At 32.8% G+C, this 20,955-nt stretch carries 17 protein-coding genes; 6 read left to right on the forward strand and 11 right to left on the reverse strand.

The features are described from left to right. Nucleotides 1–2: 2 nt before the first annotated feature. From Q4Q39_RS01440 to Q4Q39_RS01450, 3 genes are all read right to left on the reverse strand, one after another. A complete protein-coding gene (locus tag Q4Q39_RS01440; RefSeq protein WP_303280581.1) occupies nucleotides 3–608 on the reverse strand; it encodes a hypothetical protein in 606 nt (201 codons plus the stop codon). A 129-nt stretch (nucleotides 609–737) separates the two neighbouring features. After that, the gene (locus Q4Q39_RS01445; RefSeq protein WP_303280582.1) at nucleotides 738–1,418 is read right to left on the reverse strand and encodes a PA14 domain-containing protein; all 681 of its coding nucleotides are present in this window, start codon (nucleotides 1,416–1,418) and stop codon (nucleotides 738–740) included. A gap of 111 nt (nucleotides 1,419–1,529) precedes the next feature. After that, the gene (locus Q4Q39_RS01450; protein ID WP_303280583.1) at nucleotides 1,530–2,213 is read right to left on the reverse strand and encodes a PA14 domain-containing protein; all 684 of its coding nucleotides are present in this window, start codon (nucleotides 2,211–2,213) and stop codon (nucleotides 1,530–1,532) included. A 118-nt stretch (nucleotides 2,214–2,331) separates the two neighbouring features. Here Q4Q39_RS01450 and Q4Q39_RS01455 point away from each other — a divergent pair, with 118 nt between their 5' ends. Beyond that, nucleotides 2,332–2,961, forward strand: coding sequence for a 7-carboxy-7-deazaguanine synthase QueE (locus tag Q4Q39_RS01455; protein ID WP_303280584.1), 630 nt, complete (start codon nucleotides 2,332–2,334; stop codon nucleotides 2,959–2,961). 401 nt (nucleotides 2,962–3,362) lie between these two features. On the opposite strand, the gene Q4Q39_RS01460 is transcribed toward Q4Q39_RS01455, so the two are convergent. The 4 genes from Q4Q39_RS01460 to Q4Q39_RS01475 all read right to left on the reverse strand — a co-directional run bounded on the left by Q4Q39_RS01460 (nucleotide 3,363) and on the right by Q4Q39_RS01475 (nucleotide 9,080). Then, nucleotides 3,363–3,908 carry a DUF2911 domain-containing protein gene (locus Q4Q39_RS01460; protein WP_303280585.1) on the reverse strand — a complete coding sequence of 182 codons (546 nt, stop codon included), beginning with the start codon at nucleotides 3,906–3,908 and terminating at the stop codon, nucleotides 3,363–3,365. A 163-nt stretch (nucleotides 3,909–4,071) separates the two neighbouring features. Beyond that, the gene (gene gatB/aspS / locus Q4Q39_RS01465) at nucleotides 4,072–7,407 is read right to left on the reverse strand and encodes a bifunctional amidotransferase subunit GatB/aspartate--tRNA ligase AspS (RefSeq protein ID WP_303280586.1); all 3,336 of its coding nucleotides are present in this window, start codon (nucleotides 7,405–7,407) and stop codon (nucleotides 4,072–4,074) included. Continuing rightward, complete coding sequence (locus Q4Q39_RS01470) at nucleotides 7,407–8,807, reverse strand: amidase family protein (protein ID WP_303280587.1); 1,401 nt, start codon at nucleotides 8,805–8,807, stop codon at nucleotides 7,407–7,409. Before Q4Q39_RS01470 ends, gatB/aspS begins: the two co-directional genes overlap by 1 nt. 3 nt (nucleotides 8,808–8,810) lie before the next feature. Further along, nucleotides 8,811–9,080, reverse strand: a complete 270-nt coding sequence (locus Q4Q39_RS01475; protein WP_303280588.1) for an Asp-tRNA(Asn)/Glu-tRNA(Gln) amidotransferase subunit GatC — start codon at nucleotides 9,078–9,080, stop codon at nucleotides 8,811–8,813. A gap of 756 nt (nucleotides 9,081–9,836) precedes the next feature. On the opposite strand from Q4Q39_RS01475, the gene gyrB reads away from it, so the two are divergent. From gyrB to secDF, 5 genes are all read left to right on the forward strand, one after another. Beyond that, nucleotides 9,837–11,786 carry a DNA topoisomerase (ATP-hydrolyzing) subunit B gene (gene gyrB / locus Q4Q39_RS01480; protein WP_303280589.1) on the forward strand — a complete coding sequence of 650 codons (1,950 nt, stop codon included), beginning with the start codon at nucleotides 9,837–9,839 and terminating at the stop codon, nucleotides 11,784–11,786. Nucleotides 11,787–11,938: 152 nt separating this feature from the next. Further along, nucleotides 11,939–12,949, forward strand: a complete 1,011-nt coding sequence (locus tag Q4Q39_RS01485; protein ID WP_303280590.1) for a DUF6588 family protein — start codon at nucleotides 11,939–11,941, stop codon at nucleotides 12,947–12,949. A 227-nt stretch (nucleotides 12,950–13,176) separates the two neighbouring features. Next, a complete protein-coding gene (gene mdh / locus Q4Q39_RS01490) occupies nucleotides 13,177–14,103 on the forward strand; it encodes a malate dehydrogenase (RefSeq protein WP_303280591.1) in 927 nt (308 codons plus the stop codon). Between the two features lie 387 nt (nucleotides 14,104–14,490). After that, nucleotides 14,491–15,114: a hypothetical protein gene (locus Q4Q39_RS01495; RefSeq protein WP_303280592.1), complete on the forward strand. Its 624-nt coding sequence runs from the start codon at nucleotides 14,491–14,493 to the stop codon at nucleotides 15,112–15,114. A 218-nt stretch (nucleotides 15,115–15,332) separates the two neighbouring features. Further along, nucleotides 15,333–18,326 carry a protein translocase subunit SecDF gene (gene secDF / locus Q4Q39_RS01500; protein WP_303280593.1) on the forward strand — a complete coding sequence of 998 codons (2,994 nt, stop codon included), beginning with the start codon at nucleotides 15,333–15,335 and terminating at the stop codon, nucleotides 18,324–18,326. 216 nt (nucleotides 18,327–18,542) lie between these two features. Here the strand turns inward: secDF and Q4Q39_RS01505 are convergent, their stop codons facing one another. From Q4Q39_RS01505 to Q4Q39_RS01520, 4 genes are read right to left on the reverse strand one after another with little or no spacing between them, the layout of a single operon-like run. After that, nucleotides 18,543–18,809 carry an acyl-CoA-binding protein gene (locus tag Q4Q39_RS01505; protein WP_303280594.1) on the reverse strand — a complete coding sequence of 89 codons (267 nt, stop codon included), beginning with the start codon at nucleotides 18,807–18,809 and terminating at the stop codon, nucleotides 18,543–18,545. Beyond that, nucleotides 18,809–19,459: a phosphatidylserine decarboxylase family protein gene (locus Q4Q39_RS01510; RefSeq protein ID WP_303280595.1), complete on the reverse strand. Its 651-nt coding sequence runs from the start codon at nucleotides 19,457–19,459 to the stop codon at nucleotides 18,809–18,811. Before Q4Q39_RS01510 ends, Q4Q39_RS01505 begins: the two co-directional genes overlap by 1 nt. Beyond that, nucleotides 19,449–20,270 (reverse strand): phosphatidate cytidylyltransferase, encoded by an 822-nt coding sequence (locus Q4Q39_RS01515; protein WP_303280596.1) that lies wholly within the window; start codon nucleotides 20,268–20,270, stop codon nucleotides 19,449–19,451. The genes Q4Q39_RS01510 and Q4Q39_RS01515 overlap by 11 nt, the downstream gene beginning before the upstream one ends. Nucleotide 20,271: 1 nt before the next feature. Further along, nucleotides 20,272–20,880: an LUD domain-containing protein gene (locus Q4Q39_RS01520; RefSeq protein ID WP_303280597.1), complete on the reverse strand. Its 609-nt coding sequence runs from the start codon at nucleotides 20,878–20,880 to the stop codon at nucleotides 20,272–20,274. Nucleotides 20,881–20,955 lie beyond the last annotated feature (75 nt).

Raw genomic sequence — 20,955 nt, forward strand, 5'->3', positions numbered from 1 at the left:
ATTTATTGCCTCCATTTTATCCATAAAGCAATGGTTGAACTATGTACATTCCCATTACCATCATTAGCAATTACTGCATTAATATAGTCTCCTGCAGAAAAATCTAAATTACAAGTAGTATTTGTATATAAAGAGGCAGCTGTAGTAATATTCATTGTAGAAACATTTGAGATTCCATTTCTTACTCTAATTGTAAATTGTTTTGCTTGTGCACCATTATTGGAATTCGTTTTTGCGGTAACACAGGTAATAGTCCCATCAAAAGGCATGAGTATTCCTGAGTTGTTATTTCCAACATTTCCTGCAGACCGTAAAGGTGTATTATCTTGATTACCAGATCTTCCAAATTGTAATATAGGTGTTTCAAGACTTAGCCACTTAGTTCTCGTGGCATCATACATATATAATTTGTCACCAATTAGCGAAACTTGCCCGGTAACTGTACCGGTTGGAGCGGTTTGAGGGTTGATTTCTAATGCAGGAATTCCTCCATTTGATGTTACAATTTCCAATTCCGCTGTTGGATTCGTTGTGCCAATACCCACTTGAGAGAAGCCGTAATAATGCGTACAAAAAAGCAGCATTATTGAATAAACAATTTTTTTCATTTTTGAGAGAGATTTATAAAGCAATTTACTTTGAAATACTAAGATATAAATAATATGATTATGTTATACTATTATTTTTAAGTCAATTCATATTTTATGTTTTTTATTTATTAGTAATTATTGATTAAGTTATTTAATAATAAATTGATTAGCATTAATAACTGAGCCTACAGGATAGGAATCTGGGTTAGCACCCCATGTGAATTCCATAAACTCAGTTAATGTATTTTCGTAATACCAAAATTCTACCTTGTGATCTCCTTGTGTTAGTGTAATGCTACTACTAACTGTTACAAGTGGAGGAGGGTTATCTGTCCAGTTATCAACAACCAGGGTATCATCTATGTATATTCTGGTGCCGTCGTTAGATCGTGCGTTAAACGTAAAAACGCCTGTATTATTAACTCTCAAGATACCTGTATAAAGAGTAATATACCCATCATTGTCTGGAGCTGGAACTATAGCTGCTCGTGCTGCATCGTTTAAACCTCCGGTTAAAAGACCTTGAGAAGCAGAAACACCAAGAGAACGTTTATTGTTAATGTTTGGGCTAGTGACGGCTGTAATATCCCATGTATAGTATTGTAATCCAGTCTTATTTAAAGACGTTTCAACAATGTCTCCATCACTTTCTACTCCTAAAAAGTATGATTCAGTTCCTGTGACATTGCCGATTCCATAATTAGAAAATCTAACGTTCCCACCAGAGACATCAAGTTTTGCTTGTGGATTTGTTGTACCAATTCCTACCTGAGCGGAACCATAATAACTACCAAATAATAGTAGTGCTAAATATGAGGTTTTATTCATTAAAAATAAATTTTAGGGCTAGTAATTAAAATAAATTTAATTATACGATTATTTTTAAACCAAAATTATACTGAGTACATGTTATTCCTTATTTCATTTTATTATTAATATTTATTTAACAAAAAATTGACTGGCATTAATAACAGAGCCTACAGGATAGGAATCTGGATTTATACCCCATGTGAATTCCATAAACTGACCAAATCTATATTCGTAGTACCAAAATTCTATCCTGTGATCTCCTCGTGCCAATGTAACACTATTACTAACTGTAGTAGGTGCTTGGTTAAACCAGTTTTCAACAACCAGAACATTGTCTATATATATTCTACTTCCATCATCCGATCGTGCGTTAAACGTAAAAATCCCTGTATTATTAACTCTCATTGTCCCTACATAATGAATAATATATCCATTATTGTCTGGAGCTATAGCTGCTCGAGCTGCATCATCTAAATGGCCATTTATAAGGCCTTGAGAGGTTGAAGTACCAAGCGTGCGTTTATTGTCAATGTTTGGTTGAGATGTACTTGGAATGTCCCATGTATAGTATTGTAATCCAGGTTGATCAATATAATTACTACTTATAGGTATTTCAACAAGATCTCCATCATTTTCTACTGCTAAAAGATATAATTCAGTTCCAGTAACTGTTCCAGTTCCATAATTTGAAAATCTAACATTTCCGCCAGAGACGTCTAGTTGAGCTTGAGGGTTTGTTGTACCAATACCTACTTGGGAGATACTATAATAACTACTGAAGAACAGCATTATTAAACATAAGGTTTTATTCATTTAAAGATAGATTTTTAAGGGGCTAGTAATTCAAATCAATCCACGCCAAATTTATAAAACAAGAATTGAAAATCAAAATTTAATAAATAAGTAATGGAATTATGTATCTTTGCAAACTATGAAAAAAGCGGTTGAATTGCTGGTAGATAAAGGCGAAATGTTGCCTTTAATGGAAGAGTTTTATACCATACAAGGTGAAGGGTATCATAAAGGTACTGCAGCCTATTTTATTCGCATTGGCGGATGCGATGTTGGATGTCATTGGTGCGACGTTAAAGAAAGTTGGAATGCCGATTTACATCCTCCTACAGAAACCTTCAAGATTGTTGAAAATGCTAAAAAATACAGTGATACAATTGTTGTAACAGGAGGGGAGCCTTTAATGTGGGATATGACTATTTTAACAGATCAGTTGAAAGAAAAAGGACTTCAGGTACATATAGAAACATCTGGAGCTTATAAATTAACAGGTACTTGGGATTGGATTTGTTTGTCGCCAAAAAAAATGAAGCTACCTACCGAAGAGGTTTATGATAATGCTAATGAACTTAAAGTCATTGTTTATAATAAAGATGATTTTCGATTTGCAGAAGAGCAGGCATCCAAAGTTAATAAAGATTGTATTTTATACTTACAGCCAGAGTGGAGTAAACGTGATAAAGTAGTGCCAGAAATTGTAGATTATGTCATGGAAAACCCTAAATGGAAAATATCACTTCAAACACATAAATATTTAAATATACCTTAAATTAAATATTCGATCTTATGATTAAAATAATTTATAAGGTTTAATTATAAGGTTTCTGAGGAGAATCAACTTCAAAAAGCTTCAATTTCTACTATAAAAGAGTTTGGTGTTATAAATAAAATAAGGTTTGTCAGAACTGTAGTAGGTTTAGATAAATCTACTATAATGTTGAGAAGTTAGATGAAAGTGAAGGCTCGATTTTGGGTAGAGCGCTTGACTATAGTACCTTATAGAGTTGGGGTAGGAGTAGAATTTATTCTTCCTTTTAAAATAATAATAAGTGGAGCATATTTGTAGAACCAACTATTCATTTCCATTTGAATAGTAACATTATACGATAATAAAAACGCCTTGAAATTTCAAGGCGTTTTTGTTTAGTAGGGAGAGAAAGTAAATGTAGATTACTTTGTAAAAGGAACTGCAACTCTGGTCGTTCCCCATCCCAAATGCATATTAATAACACCTCCGTCAGCTTTATTAAAAGCAATAGAGAAGGCTTCTAAAGGTTCTCCTGATGTTACAGGGACTGCCAAACGAGCCACGTCGTTTGCTTCTTTATAGAAATAAGACCCCCATACGTTTAAATCTTTACTAATAATAACAGTCCATTCTTTGTCTCCTGGAATGGCATAAAAAGTATATGTTCCGGCTTTTACAGGCGTATTTCCTAATTTCATGTCTTTATAAAATGTTAATTCTGCAGCTTCATTAGCTCCAAGTCTCCAAACTTTGCCATTTGGAGCTAGCTCACTAAGCGCTCTTCCTTTAAGTTGAGGTCTGCTGTAAACAATCTTAATAAGTTTATTAGTATTTTTATAACTAGTTGGAAATGCTGCTGCATCCATTGGACTTTTGTCTAGCTTAGAAAATTTCTGAGCATCTACATTCGTAGATAATAACATAATAAATGCAAAAGCAATAGTTGTAATACATGTTGATTTCTTCATAATGATTTTTTAAGAATTTGAATGGTTTAAAGATAAATGTAAATTATGTTAAGGTTCTTATAAAAGTCGAAGGCGGATGTTAAAGTTTGTGTTTTTAGGTAAATAAAATAGGGCTATTCGTAATGAATAGCCCTATTAGGTTATTTTATTAAGGATGTGAAAATTATTTTTTCATCACTTTAACATTCATTTCTTCAACTTTTTTATCTGATAATACAGAAGGTGCACCAAATAATAAATCTTCACTGGTTCCTGTTTTTGGAAATGCCATGACTTCGCGAATAGAAGCTTTTTTCTCTAATATCATCATGAGTCTATCAACTCCCCAAGCGATACCGCCGTGTGGGGGCGCACCGTAATGGAATGATTTATACATCGTACCAACACTTTTAAGCATGGCTTCTTTATTGTAACCCATATTTTTATAGGTGGCTTCCAGAATTTCAGGTTTGTGAGCACGAACAGAGCCACCTCCAATTTCATAACCATTTAAGATGAGGTCGTATTGTTGTGCAATAATACTTCCTATCTCTTCTTCTTTCCCATTCATATGCTTATCTATATCATAGATGGCAGGCATAGAGAATGGGTTATGAGTAAATGTCCAACGGCCTTCGTCTGTTTTTTCAAACATAGGGAAATCTACGACCCATGCAGGCCTTAATTCCTTCGGGTTTATTAAGCGTAGCATACTCCCCAATTCTTGACGAACAGCATCTAATGCTTTATTTGCTGTGGCATAGTCTGCGGCAGAGAAAAATACAATATCACCAACTTGAGCATTGGTAGTTTTAATGATACCCGCCGCAATATCTTCACCCAAAAATTTAATGATTGGAGATTGCAAATCGTTTTCATTAACAATAATATATGCTAAACCTCCTAAACCATGTTGTTGGGCTATGGCAGTTAACTTTTCTATTTGTCCTTTAGATAAACGTTTTTTGCCTTGTTCTTCAGCAGATATTTTAATACATTTTACAATACCACCTTCTTCAATAGGTTTGCTAAATACCTGAAAAGTTGTGTCTTTTACAATATCTGTAATGTCCTGTAGTTGTAAGCCGAAACGCAAATCGGGTCTGTCACAGCCATATTTATCCATGGCCTCTTTATAGGTAATCACTTCAAACGGATGTAAAATCCATTTTTTACCATATATTTTTTTAACAATATCATTGAACATGTTCGTGTTCAAATCTATAATTTGTTGCATACTGGCATAAGCCATTTCTATATCTAACTGCGTAAATTCTGGTTGACGATCACCACGAGAATCTTCATCTCTAAAACAGCGAGCAATCTGGAAATATTTTTCGTAACCACTTACCATTAACATTTGCTTGAATTGTTGAGGTGCTTGCGGTAAGGTATAAAATGCTCCCGCCTGTTTACGTGTTGGTACTATAAATTCCCTAGCACCTTCATCTGTTCCTGCACTTAAAATAGGCGTTTCAATTTCTAAGAAGTTTTGTTCGTCTAAAACATCACGAATTAATTTAATCACCTTATGGCGATTAATAATGACTCTACGAACATCGTCATTTCTATGATCTAAATATTTATATTGAAAACGCGTCGTTTCATTTGTTTTAGTCGCTCTTTTTATTTCGAAAGGAAGTGTTTTAGAAAGGTTTAAAATTTCTAACTGGTATGCTTCCAACTCTATTTTTCCTGTTCTTAATGCGGCATTATAATCGTCTTCTTTACGTTGAACAAGTATTCCTGTAACGGTTATAACCGATTCGGGTTTTAATTTTACTAGCTCATCTAAATTAGGAAATGATTCTCTGCTTAAACGTACTTGAAATACTTCGTTACTGGAATCTCGTAAATCGATAAAAATAAGTTCTCCATGGTCACGAACACTCGATACCCATCCAGAAAAAGTAACTTCTTCAGAAATATTTTCTTCAGATATATCTGAAATTAAATGTGTTCTGTATTCGTCTTTGATAACAATGGGAATTTCTGGTAATGTTTCTTCCTGTATGTTGGCTGGTTGTTGGTTATTGGTTGTTGGTTGCTCATTGACAGTTTGTGAATTCTGCTTTTCCAACCCAGAACCTTGCAATTGGTCAAGAATCTCTTCTCGAATTACTTTTCCTGAGGCACCTTTGCCAATAATGCCTATAACTTTACCAACTAATATCCCTGCTTTTCCTTGATTTCCACTTTTAATATCGTTAGCAACAGCTTCGTTTTCAGAAATCACCTTTTTAATAGCCTCATCGATTTGAGATTGAGAGATCGTATTATCCTCAAAATATTTATTGTAATCGAAATCTCTGTCTTTTAGATACGATGTAATGGCATTTTGAACTAATACAGATGTTATTTTTTCATCTCTAAACAGTTCGAAAATTTCAATAAGGTGTTCAACCCTGTGAATATCTGCATAGTCATCTGCCCCAATATTATTTACTAGTGTTTTAGCAACAAAAGAAGGGTCTTTTAGCTTGTTATTTATAGCAATAAAAGTTTCAGAACGTAATGAATCTGCCGTAAAAAATTTGGCATCTTGCGGTAACACGCCACCTTTTATCAGAATCGATTCCACAGCAAAAGGAAGGGCGCTGGTGTCCACCTGGATGGAATCTACAACATCTTTAATAGAAACAAAAGGTAAATCTGGTTCTGAAATAAAACGATAGTCTGCTTCAAACTCTTTTTTACGCATTGTTTTGGTTTGCTTTAATTCGGCATCCCATAAAACAGTAGTTTGATCTGGTCGAAACTCTTTGTGTTCGATATAATAGTTGAATTGTTTTTCAACTTCTTCTTTTAAAGCCTCTACCATAAACTTAAACGAGTTTAAGTTTTTTATCTCGGTACGCGGATTTAAATTATAATCACGTTTTTTACGAAGTGATACAGAAACATCCGATTTAAATTCTCCTTTTTCAAGGTTAGCTTCAGATATTTTTAGATTCTGAACAATACGTTGTATGTACTGTGCATAAGTTGAAGCATCTTCAATATGACGAATGCACGGTTCGGTTACAATTTCAATAAGAGGCACACCGGCTTTGTTAAAATCGACTAATGATGTCGTTTTCTCATGCATCAGTTTAGCGGCATCTTCCTCAATATGTACCTGGGTTAAATTAACGGTAAATTGAGATCCATCATTTCTAAAGCAAGACACTTGCCCATCTGGTATAACGGGATTGTGAAACTGTGTGATTTGAATATTCTTTGGGTTATCTGGATATTCGTAATGTTTTCTGTCCCAAGAAATCACTTCATTTTCAAAAGATGATTTTACAGCCTTTCCAAAATAAATAGCTTTGTTTATAGCCTCTTTATTAATTGCGGGTAAAATACCCATTTGTCCTGTACAGACAGAACATATATTTTCATTTGGTGTTTCTATTTCTTGATTTGGGCAAGAACAAAACAACTTGGTTTTGGTATTTAATCGAACGTGTGTTTCCAGTCCGATTACCAATTCTAATTCGTGGGCTTTTAAAGCCGCGTCTAATTGTTCCAGTTCCATTATATCGTATCTTTTAAGAAGTTAGCAAACTTCAAAACGAGTTCGTCATTATTTTTTGCTGCCGTAACCTGCAATCCTGTTTCTGTTCCTTGAGGAACTGTTAAGGTAGGTAATTGCCCTAAGCTAAAACCTACCGTGTAAGCATCAGATAAGTACATGGCCAAAGGATCTTTTAAACTATCTCCAATTTTAGGAGGTGTACTTGGTGTAACTGGGGATAAGATGATATTTACTTCTTCAAAATCCTTTTCAAAATTTTCGGAAATAGCATCTCTTAAAGCAAGTCCTTTTAAATAGATCTCATCAGAAAACCCTTGAGATAATACTTGGTTGCCACCAACTATTCTACGTTTGGTTTCTTCTGAGAATTTCTCAGATCGTGTTACAGCGTAAGATTCCTTTAGGTCTTTATCATCAATACGATCTCCATAATTGGTACCATCTAAACGAGATAGATTAGAAGCTGTTTCAGCCATAGCTAAAGTATAATAAGTAGAAACCAGAATATCAGATTTGAAAAAATCTAATTCTTTTACTTGTATCCCTTTTGCTTTTATTTTTTCAATAGATGCTAAAAAATCATTTTTAATCTGTGCATCAATCGCTTCGCTTTCAATAAAGTTTTTAAAATAACCAACGGTTTTAATATCGCTTGTATTTAAAATATTTGATTCTTCAATGGTTTCAGACGTATAAGTTGTTTGATCTTTCGTGTCTTTTCCACTCATGGCATTTAAGACAATGCGAATATCTTCAACAGATTTGGCTAAAGGGCCAACACAATCTGTTGATGAAGCATAAGCCATTAAACCGTAACGAGAAATACGCCCGTAAGTTGGTTTTAACCCATATATGTTATTGTAACCTGCTGGTTGACGAACAGAACCACCTGTATCACCACCAATAGAAAAAACGGTATAATCTTTAGCAACGTTTACAGCAGAACCTCCACTAGAACCTCCACCAACTAATTCTGGATTTACGGCATTTTTTACAGCCCCAAAAATGGTGTTTTCACTAGATGAACCATGACCAAAACTATCACAGTTTTCTTTTACAATAGGTATGGCACCTGCATCTAATAATTTTTGAATGGCTGTGGCTGTATATGCTGATTTATATTTTTTAAGTAAATCTGAACTTGCCGTTGCATAAGTGCCTTGTAGCATGTATACATCTTTAATACCAAATGGAATACCTTCCAGCAAACCAATAGTTTCACCGTTTGCGATTTTGGTATCTACTTTGGCAGCTTGTTCTAAAGCTACATCTGTTAATAAAGAATTCACGGTGTTGTGCGTATTGTCTTTAAGTAAGTTTAGTTTTTCTTGCACCAAGTCGACACAAGAAATTGTTTTGTCTATCAATTGCTGATGGATATGTTGTATCTGAGATTTCATAATTTATGCATCTATTACTTTAGAAACTACTAAATAGCCATCTTTCTCTTTCGGGAAATTGTCTTTAATAATTTGCTTTTCTACAGTAGAACTTTCAATTACAACATCATCTCTCAAATTATCTAAAGACACACAATTATTATGATTATTATTAAAGGGATTATTATTTGTTGTTTGTGCATTCTTAATAACGTCAAATAATCTGTTTACAGCCTCAGAAGGTTGTGCGCCTTTAATACTCGACAATACGTCGACTGTCATAATTTTACTCATGGTTTTATTTATTAGATTAACAAAAAAAACCTTCCGAATTCGGAAGGCTTTATATATTTTTAAACAATAACCTTCCCTTCCTAAAAATTAGGATTATTGAAATTATTATTGTTATTATTTCTTATCATAAGACTTGTTCTGTTGCCAAATATATATAGAATAAATTTACTAAACATCATTTTTACTCATCTTATATTTTTATTGTCAAATTAATAAAAAACTTAAAATTTATTTATTAGTTCTACAATAATTATTCATTTAGGCGTCATTCTTTATAGAATATTTTGTTGTTCAATGATTGAAAATTCTATGAAATCAATCATTTTAATATTTCTGTTTTTGATCATTATTGAATACTTTTGTCTCCATATTTCTTAATAATATGACCCCAATCTTCTCAATAAATTTTAATACTCCAAAAACCAGTTTAAAAGGCAGTTTTTTTGTTAAATACATTGTGCTTTTTATTTTTTTGGTAAATAGAAGCGCTAACTTTGGTTTAAAATCTCGCTCCTATTGAACTTTGAGTTTTTATCTAAAATTCAAAAGATAAAAATAAGTTAAAATCTAATTTAAGGTGCTTTTTAAGCGATTTAAGACGTTTTTAAGTAATTAACAATTTGTTGATAATTATTGTATAAAGTCTCTAGAATGCTTTTTAAAGGTAGGTTGATTTTGTATCTTTGTTAGTACCCAAAAGAATGATGCACTAGCGTCATTTTTTTTGTAATATAAGACAAAATTTAACTAAACAATATGAGTCAAGAAAAGGAAGAATTTAATAAGCACAATTATTCAGCCGATAGTATTCAGGCTTTAGAAGGTATGGAGCATGTACGTATGCGTCCATCCATGTATATTGGAGATGTTGGAACAAGAGGTTTGCATCATTTAGTATACGAAGTAGTAGACAATTCTATTGATGAAGCGCTAGCTGGTCACTGTAACAATATTACTGTGACAATAAATGAAGATAATTCTATTACTACCGAAGATGATGGTCGTGGTATCCCAGTAGACTTGCATAAAAAGGAAGGTGTTTCAGCGCTTGAGGTTGTAATGACTAAAATTGGAGCTGGTGGTAAGTTTGATAAAGATTCTTATAAAGTATCTGGTGGATTGCATGGTGTTGGTGTGAGTTGTGTAAATGCCTTATCAGAACATCTAAAAGCAACTGTTTATAGAGAAGGTAAAGTTTACGAACAGGAATATGAACGAGGAAAAGCCATGTATCCTGTAAAATCTATTGGAGATACAGATAGAAGAGGAACTACGGTAACGTTTAAACCTGACTCAACTATTTTTACTCAAACTTTGGAGTATAGTTACGATACTTTAGCGAGTCGTTTGAGGGAGTTGGCTTATTTAAATAAAGGGATTACTGTTCATCTAGTTGATAAGAGGACTAAAAAAGAAGATGGCGAATTTGAAGGTGAGACGTTTCATTCTAAAGAAGGCTTAAAAGAGTTTATCAAGTATTTAGATGCGACTCGAGAGCCTTTAATGAAAGATGTTATTGCATTTGAAGGGGAAAAGAATGGTGTGCCTGTAGAGGTCGCTATGATTTATAATACCTCATATGCAGAGAATTTACACTCTTACGTAAACAATATCAATACCCACGAAGGAGGAACACACCTTTCTGGATTTAGACGTGGACTTACACATACCCTGAAAAAGTTTGCAGATGGTTCAGGGATGTTAGATAAATTGAAGTTTGATATAGCAGGTGATGATTTCCGTGAAGGATTAACTGCTATTATTTCAGTAAAAGTCCAAGAACCTCAATTCGAAGGACAAACAAAAACAAAGTTAGGAAACAGAGAAGTTTCGGCTTCTGTTAGTCAAGCAGTTTCTGAAATGCTAACTGATTATTTGGAAGAGCATCCAGATGATGCAAAAACCATTGTACAGAAAGTTATTCTAGCAGCCCAGGCACGTCATGCCGCTCAGAAGGCACGTGAAATGGTTCAGCGTAAAACAGTCATGTCTATTGGAGGACTACCTGGAAAATTATCCGATTGTTCTGAGCAAGACCCTGCTAAATGTGAAGTATTCCTTGTCGAGGGAGATTCGGCAGGTGGAACGGCCAAACAAGGTCGTGATAGAGCATTCCAAGCTATTTTGCCACTTCGTGGAAAAATACTAAATGTTGAAAAAGCGATGCAGCATAAAGTGTTTGAAAATGAAGAGATTAAAAATATATTTACAGCACTTGGGGTGACCATAGGAACTGAAGAAGACAGTAAAGCACTAAACCTTTCTAAATTACGCTATCATAAAGTGGTAATAATGTGTGATGCCGATATTGATGGTAGTCATATTGCGACTTTAATTTTAACATTCTTCTTTAGATATATGAAAGAATTAATAGAAAATGGTCACATTTATATAGCTACTCCTCCTTTATATTTAGTTAAAAGAGGTGCTAAGAAGCGATATGCATGGAGTGATAAAGAACGTGATGAGATTGTAACCGAGTTTGGAGATGGAAGTAAAATCCAACGTTATAAAGGTTTAGGAGAAATGAATGCAGAACAACTTTGGGATACCACTATGAATCCTGAGTTTAGAACCATGCGTTTGGTGCAAATCGATAATGGAACAGAAGCAGATAGAATTTTCTCTATGCTAATGGGAGATGAAGTACCACCTCGTAGAGATTTTATTGAAAAGAATGCCATTTATGCAAATATTGATGCATAAATAATTTAAATACAATTTTTTAAAAGCCTTGATATTATTAATATTAAGGCTTTTTTTTATTTAAAAATATCGTTGAAATGCAATTTTTAACGATAAAAAGTTGTTTTGTATGGTTTTTTTTATACTTTTGTTTCAATCAAATTTAGAAAAGAATGAAAAAGTTAACCTTATTTATGCTGTTGTGTTTAGCAGCAATTAATTCAAATGCCCAGGAGTTGGAAAATATTTTACTTGCTTCTAGGGATGATGCAAACAAAATAACTGAAGCCTATATTAGTCCTGCTATGAAAGGATTGATTTATGGTATGAATAGTGGATGGTATCATACCGCTAAAGTTCATAAAAAGTTAGGCTTTGATGTTACAATCGGCTTTAATGCTTCTATGGTGCCATCAGAAGATGAAATCATGACCTTTGCTAATTTAGGATTGTCTAATAATATAACGTTTTCATCTCCAACAAGTCCAACAGTTGCTGGATCTGGTGACGGAGCTCAAGCTAGTATTACTCAAACTTATAACGGACAAAGTATTTCAGCGGAATTGTTAGCCTTGCCTGATGGTATTAGTGAAGACTTACCTTTAAATGCAGTTCCTACACCTTCAATACAGTTAAGTGTCGGGTTACCTTATAAATTTGATGTTATGTTACGTGTGGTTCCAGAAGTAGGAGACGACGATGTAAAAGGTAAACTGTTTGGAGTTGGGCTTAAAAAAGAAATAACAAGTATTTTAGGACCTTTAGATAAATTGCCTTTACATGTATCTTTATTAGCAGCTTATACGTCTATGAATGTTAATTATGCTATGGATCAAAATACGTTTTCTGGACAAAATCAAAATGCAGAGTTTAAGTTAAACTCATTCACAGCTCAAGCTATAGCTTCTTTAAATTTTCCAATTATAAATGTTTACGGAGGTATAGGTTATACTGGAGGGAACTCGACTTTAAAAATGTTAGGTACTTACCAACTTGAATATACTGCGGGTTCTAATTCGATAACTGAAGAAATAGTAGATCCTATAGACTTAGATTTTGATGCTGGAGGTATGAGGGCTACATTAGGTGTAAGACTAAGTCTTGGCTTCTTTAAGCTTTTTGCAGATTATACATTACAAGAGTATAATACATTATCTGCAGGAATGGCATTCAGTTTTAGATAAAAATTAAAAAAAAGACATTTAGTTTTAGTTAGTTTATATTTTAGTTTATTAGTTTAAGAAGTACAAGATTTAATCTTGTACTTTTTTTATTTAGAGTATATTAATTTGTAATTTAGCATGATCGAAATCATATAATTTAGGTCATTAAATTGTGAGATTTGTGTCAGTAAAATTCCGTCAAAAAGAAATAGTCAAAAAGTTACAAATAACAATAAAATTAATAATACATGAAAGTAACAGTTGTAGGAGCAGGAGCAGTAGGTGCAAGTTGTGCAGAGTATATTGCCATTAAAGATTTTGCTTCAGAAGTCGTTTTATTAGACATTAAAGAAGGTTATGCAGAAGGAAAAGCCATGGATTTAATGCAAACCGCATCATTAAATGGTTTTGATACTAAGATAACTGGTGTTACAAACGATTACAGTAAAACGGCAAATAGTGATATTTGTGTAATAACTTCAGGAATTCCTCGTAAACCAGGGATGACACGCGAAGAATTAATAGGGATTAATGCAGGTATTGTAAAAGCGGTATCATCTAGTTTAATAGAGCATTCTCCAAATACAATTCTTATAGTGGTTAGTAACCCTATGGATACTATGACGTATTTAGCACATAAATCAACTAATTTACCTAAAAACAGAATTATTGGTATGGGTGGTGCTTTAGATTCTGCTCGATTTAAATATAGATTAGCAGAAGCTTTGGGAGCGCCTATTAGTGATGTAGATGGAATGGTTATTGGTGGTCATAGCGATGTTGGTATGGTACCATTAACAAGTCAAGCAACAAGAAATAGTATTAAAGTATCCGAGTTTTTAAGTGACGATCGATTAAGCCAAGTAAAAGAAGATACTAAAGTTGGAGGTGCTACACTTACCAAATTATTAGGGACTTCTGCTTGGTATGCACCAGGAGCAGCAGTAAGTGCTTTGGTACAAGCCATCGCTTGCGATCAGAAAAAAATGTTTCCTTGTTCTACATTCCTTGAAGGGGAGTATGGACTAGACGATATTTGTATTGGCGTACCAGTTATTTTAGGAAGAAACGGTATTGAAAGTATTGTTGATGTACCTCTTAGTGATGCTGAAAAAGCACACATGCAAACTAGTGCAGAAGGCGTTAAAAAAACAAACGGTTTATTAGAGCTATAAAAGGTTATTCTTTTAGATATACTTGAGGCTTCCAAAATTTTGGAAGCCTTTTTTATTTGTAATTAATGAAAAACTATATACTTAATTTAATCCTTAATGTTGTTTTCTTTTAACTATATTAGAAGAAGCACAAGACTTATCAATTATTTTAATATTACAAAGACATATACCTAAATTAAAACTATTAGAATATTCAAAAAGCAAGAAATAATCCAATATTTATAATATTCAATGCTTTATGCTAGATATTTATATGAAAGACTGTAGAAATACAGTCTTTATTTTTTTATATTTGGGGCTTTAAACATCCTGAGTAAAACCTCTATAATCGGAGAAATAAATATTAGGGTGCAACATGTAACAATTCAAAACAGTAGATAAACACGTATGAAAGCAAAGTGGTACTTTAGTACTTTAGTGATTGCCCTTACTTTATTAGGTGTTTGCCAGGAACAAATTTCTGTACCGAATCAGGAAATTGTCATGGAATTTATCTATGATGAGGTGACATCAGACGAAGTTCAGGATGCCATTGCAGTTGTAAAGAAACAATTACGTGCTTTAGGAATTGATAATATACAAGTAGGGGAGAAAGAAGATGGAAGATTAAAAATCACGTATTATAGTGATGTTAATGTAGCCAGTATAAAAAAAATCCTTTCTAAAGAAAAAAAACTAGCACTTGATTATACATCATACAATCAAGATGAAGACCATTCTAAGTTACCTTCCAACGAAAATAAAAACAGTTATAATTTAGATGTATATGAAATCCATAAGAGTGTAGATGGCGAATCTGACTTAAATGGAACGCTTGTTGTAGAATTAAAACATGAATACGATCGATTTTCTAACCCTAACTTTTACATAGGTAAAATAGATGTTAGTGAAGAAGATAGGATTGTTAAAACAGCCTATAAAGTATGCAGACATATTGCAATTGCAATGGATGATATGTCTCATAATGTTCCTGATGTTAGGGCAGGACCAGTGCTTTTAGGGAATTCTTAATCTAAAAACAATGCTTTTTACTTTTCAAATAGAAAAGAAATATAACTTTTAAAAAGCAGTTCCCAAAAACAAAAAATTATAAGATATTGGCTTTTATCACGTATACGAAGAAAAAATCATGTCTTATTAAAATCACAAAAATAATTGTCAAAAGATAGAGCAAACTATACAGTTGCTCATTTTAAAAAATTTGACCCAAAAAATAAAATATTAGAATAATGCAAAATAAAGGATTAGTAAAACTATTTGCTATTTTGTTCGGATTGGTAAGTATCTATCAATTATCGTTCACATTTAAATCAAATCAAATAGAAAGTGAAGCTGAGGAGATCGCAATTAATAAAATTCCAGAAACGGAAGATGATTATCGAGCTAAAAGAAGCTTAGAAGAAGTTAATTATTTAGAATCTATAGCAACTGATACTGTTTTTAACCTTGGAATTGGGAAATTCACTTATAACGAAGTGAAAGAAAAAGCGATGCCTTTAGGTCTAGATCTTAAAGGAGGGGTTAGTGTGACTTTGCAAATATCTGTAAGAGATATTTTAGAAGGCTTAGCAAATAAAAGTAAAGATCCAGCTTTTAATAAAGCTTTAGATGACGCAGAAGAACTTCAAAAAGATGCGCAAGAATCGTATTTAGAATCTTTTTACAGAGCTTTTGACCTTGTAAAAGGAGATACAAAATTAGCATCACCAGATATTTTTTACACCAAAGATTTAGACGGTGAGATTAACAGCAATATGTCTGATGATGAAGCTAAGCAAGTTATAGAAAGAAAAGTTGATGAATCTATCGTTTCTGCTTTTGAAGTATTACGTAAACGTATTGATGAGTTTGGTGTAACACAACCAACCATTCAACGTCTTGGTAACTCAGGTCGTATTTTAGTGGAATTACCAGGTGTTAAAGATAAAGAGCGTGCTATTAAATTATTACAAAATACAGCACAATTAGAATTTTGGGATGCTTACAAAGGTGAACAATTCTTTGGGTTTTTAGCACAAGCTAATGAGCTTTTAAAAGAGTCTGTTAAGACTGCTGAAGTAGCAAAAGAAGAGCAAGAGCCCCAAGATGGAGAGACTACTGAAGATGATACTATTGATGATCTTTTAGGAGATGCAACAACAGACTCTACTGCAGTAGCATCAGAAAACAATCCTATTTTAGATTTATTTAGAGGGCAAGGTTACCAAGGGGGGCCAGTTATTGGGAGATTCGAAATTAAAGATAAAGCCATACTTCTTGAATATTTAAACAGAGCAGATGTAAGAGCATTGCTACCAGCAGAACAACGTTATGCTAAATTTGTTTTTGGAAAACCAGAAAAAGATAGTGAAATAGTTGATTTATACGCTTTGGTAGGTAATAGAGATAACACACCGCCATTAAGTGGGGCTGTTATTGTGGATGCTCGTAATCAATTTGATGCAGCAAACAGGTCTGAGGTTTCTATGCAAATGAATGCAAAAGGAGCTAAGATATGGGAAGACATGACAGGTAAAGCATATGCACAACAAAGTCAAATAGCTATAGTTTTAGATGATATAGTATATTCTGCACCAGGTGTGACAACAGGACCTATTGCAGGAGGGAATTCTTCAATTTCAGGAAATTTCACATTAAACGAAGCAGTCGATTTAGCGAACGTATTACGTGCAGGTAAATTACCAGCATCAGCAGATATTATTCAAAGTGAAGTTGTTGGTCCATCGTTAGGTCAAGAAGCTATAGATAGTGGTACGATGTCATTCTTAATAGCATTGACATTAGTATTAGTATGGATGATCTTTTATTATGGTAAAGCTGGTGGTTTTGCAGATGCTGCGATGTTATTAAATATTTTATTGATCTTTGGTATTTTATCAGGATTAGGAGCTGTACTAACATTGCCTGGTATTGCAGGTATCGTATTAACAATTGGTATGTCTGTGGATGCGAATGTACTTATATTTGAGCGTATTCGAGAAGAATTAACTAAAGGAAAAGGGCAAAAAGAAGCTATCAAAGATGGTTTTAGTAATGCATTGTCTTCTATTTTAGATGCGAATATTACAACAGGTCTAACTGCATTAATTTTATTCATATTTGGTTCAGGACCAATTAAAGGATTTGCTACTACCTTATTAATTGGTATTGGAACGTCTTTATTTACAGCTATATTTATTACGAGATTGTTAATTGACTGGTATGCAAATAAAGGTGGTAAATTAGATTTTTCTACAGCTATAACAAAAAATCTTTTCAGAAATATAAGTATCGAATTTTTACAGAAACGTAAAATAGCATATATCATTTCTGGCGCTTTTATTTTATTAAGTTTAGGATCTTTATTTACAAATAGTTTAGATCAAGGTGTTGATTTTGTTGGAGGTAGAACATATCAAGTGCGTTTTGCACAAGATGTTAGCGCTTCAGAAATTACAAATGCCTTGTCAAAACCAGACGTTTTCGGTAGTGCAGATGCTAAAACTTTTGGAGATGCTAACCAGTTAAAGATCACAACGAAATATAAAGTAAACGAAACAGGTGCCGAGGTTGATGAAGCTATTAGAAAATCATTATTCGATGCTTTATTACCACATTTGGAAGGGATGACTTATGATGATTTTATTAGTGATTCTGAGACTAAGACTGTTGGTTTAATGAAATATTATAAAGTAAGTCCAACCATTGCGGATGATATTAAACAAGCATCTTTCTGGGCTATTTTAGGATCTTTAATAGTTGTATTCCTTTATATTTTAATTCGTTTTAAAAGATGGCAATTCTCTTTAGGAGCAGTTGCAGCAGTATTCCATGATGTATTAATTGTATTAGGAATATTCTCTTTAACATATAAGTTTATGCCATTTAACATGGAAATAGACCAAGCATTCATTGCAGCTATATTAACGGTTATTGGTTACTCATTAAATGATACCGTGGTTGTGTTTGATAGAATTCGTGAATTCTTTAACGAACATGGTAATTGGGAGTTTAACCGTGTTGTAAATGTATCACTTAGTAGTACGTTAAGTAGAACTTTAAATACCTCGTTAACAACTTTGGTGGTGTTATTGGCAATCTTTATCTTTGGTGGAGATTCAATTAGAGGCTTTATGTTTGCCTTAATAGTAGGTGTCATAGTAGGAACGTATTCGTCTTTATTTATTGCAACACCAATTATGTATGATTCAGTTCAAAAACTAGAAGATAAGAAGAAGAAATAAACTAACTAAAACTATTTTATTCTTCGTAATGAAAGCCTGTCAACATTTTGTTGATGGGCTTTTTATTTGTCAATCGGTTATTCCTGCGAAGGCATGAATCTTATAAAAATAATGTGAATTCGAACTTTAGCCTATAGAGGAAATACGTATTTGTTCTCATCAAATCCAATAATCAGGCTTATGAGAAGACTAAGGGGGGTAATTAAGTTGAATATTTTATTTTCTATACAAAAAATAATTATTGACTAAGTCTATATACATACGTTTGGCTTCATCCTCGCTAATGTTTTTAGCTTGAAACAGCGCATTGGTTTTAAAAGCATTGATTATAGGTTTCTTGCTTTTAGGTCTGCCATAGTCATTAGTAGCTTTTTTGTAGTATGCATAAAGCTTTAAAAGCGTATCCGCAGGAAAAGGTTCGGTATGCGCATTAACTCTGTCAACAGCATTTTGAAATTCTATGTCTAAATCTTTATTGATCATTAAGCTTCAGCAATAACACTTTCGCCACCGCGAACTTTTTGGTTAAGTTGCACTTTAATATTAGTATCTATAGGCAAATATAAATCGACTCTAGACCCAAATTTTATAAAGCCAGAATCTTCTCCTTGTATTGCTTTATCATTTAGTTTAGCATAGTTAACAATACGTTTTGCTAAGGCTCCAGCAATTTGTCTATATAAGACCTTACCATAAGTCTCATTTTCTACAACAACAGTAGTACGCTCATTTTCTTCACTTGCTTTAGGGTGCCAAGCAACTAAATATTTTCCCGGATGATATTTGCTAAAAATAACATGGCCTCCAATTGGGTAACGTGTAACATGGACATTTATTGGAGACATAAATACACTTACTTGCAAACGTTTTTCTTTAAAATATTCTTTTTCGAACACTTCTTCAATAACAACGACTTTTCCATCAACTGGAGAAACGACTTGTTTGCTATTAAGCGATGTATGACGTTTTGGGTTTCTGAAAAATTGAAGTATGAGTATTAAAAAGGCTAACAAAGTAATTAAAATAAGCATTCTTAGCCATTCAATTCCAATAAAATTGTCAACCAATAAAAAGGATGCACTAATAAATATAAAAGTTATAAGTATAATCTTATGGCCTTCTTTATGAAACATATTGTAAAATTCTTAAAAATAAATATATAAACGGAGCTGCAAAAATGATACTGTCTAGTCGATCTAATAATCCACCATGACCAGGCATAATTACACCGCTATCTTTAACGTTGGCTTGTCTTTTAAACTTAGATTCTATTAAGTCTCCTAAAGTTCCAAATACACTAATGATAATACTTAAAATCAACCAGCTTGTAAAACCTAATATTTCTGTAAAGGTAGCAATAAAATAACTTGCTACACACGAAAAAAACAAACCGCCAAGAAAACCTTCTACTGTTTTCTTAGGGGAAATCTTTTCAAAAAGTTTTTGTTTTCCAAAATTTTTACCAACTAAAAAAGCAAATGTATCATTTACCCATATTAAAATAAATGCTCCTAATAAGATGCTCGGATTATAGCTTTCATGATAATTAGCTATTAAAACTAAGAATACAAAAGCACTTGACAAATAAAAGGTTGTTAGTATAAATCGCTTTGAGGCAAAAAGCGGAATTGTTTTTTCTGAAAATAAGTCTTTTATCAAAAATAACTTAACAAAAATAGTAACTACCATCAATATTTGAGTGGCTTCATCAAGTCCAGCATCTGTATTTAATACAGATTGCCAATACCCAAAAACAGTATAAAGTATAATAAAAATTATGTAAGGAATATAGCTTTTAAGTTGAATGAGTTTTTTAAACTCCCCAATACATACTAAGCCAAAAATAAAAAAGACAGCGATTAATAATTGTTCATAATTCAAGGACAGAATTAACAACAAGACATAAAGTAGCCCAGAAAGTGATCGAATAAGAATTTCTTTCATTCTATAAATCTTCTAAAAGTAGTAAGTATAGATTTTTTGCACTACTACCATAACTTAGGAAATCTTTTTCATCATCAGATTTAAAATGTTTTATGGTTGTTATATTAGTTGGGATTTTTTGTCTGTTTTTAGATTTTATACCACGTAAACCTTCTCCAATATTTTCAACAATTTGACTGGTAGTGGCAAATACAATAAAGTTTACAGGTAATTCAGGAAGTTTCTTTTCGAAAATTTGTTTTGAGGTTATAAGCAATGAACCATCGTTAGCAATAAGATTTTCGCATGTTGTTAAAAAAAAAGAGGATTCACTTATTACGTTTGTTTCTTTGAGATTAGAGTTTTTGAATTTGCTTTTTAAATTCTTATCAAATAATAGAGTCTTTTTTCCTTTCCAATTATTTTCTTCAAGAATATGGTCTAAATTAAAAAAGACTTCGTTTAAATTTTCACAATACAAGAACTTACCTCCATTAGCTTTAAAGTTTATAGTAAACCTTTCGTCTATTGGTAGTTTTATTTCTGGCATATATTTGCCTCTGTCGTCAGATTTTAATTCTTCTCCAGAGCGTTCCGATTTGGAACGAAAAATTTTTCTAAAAAGACTCATTTAAGTAGTTGCTATTAACAGAATTCTTTTTGAGGTTTATCAAATATAAAAAATCTTAAATTAACCATACGATTA

Source organism: Flavivirga amylovorans (assembly GCF_030540875.1).
GTDB lineage: Bacteria > Bacteroidota > Bacteroidia > Flavobacteriales > Flavobacteriaceae > Flavivirga > Flavivirga amylovorans.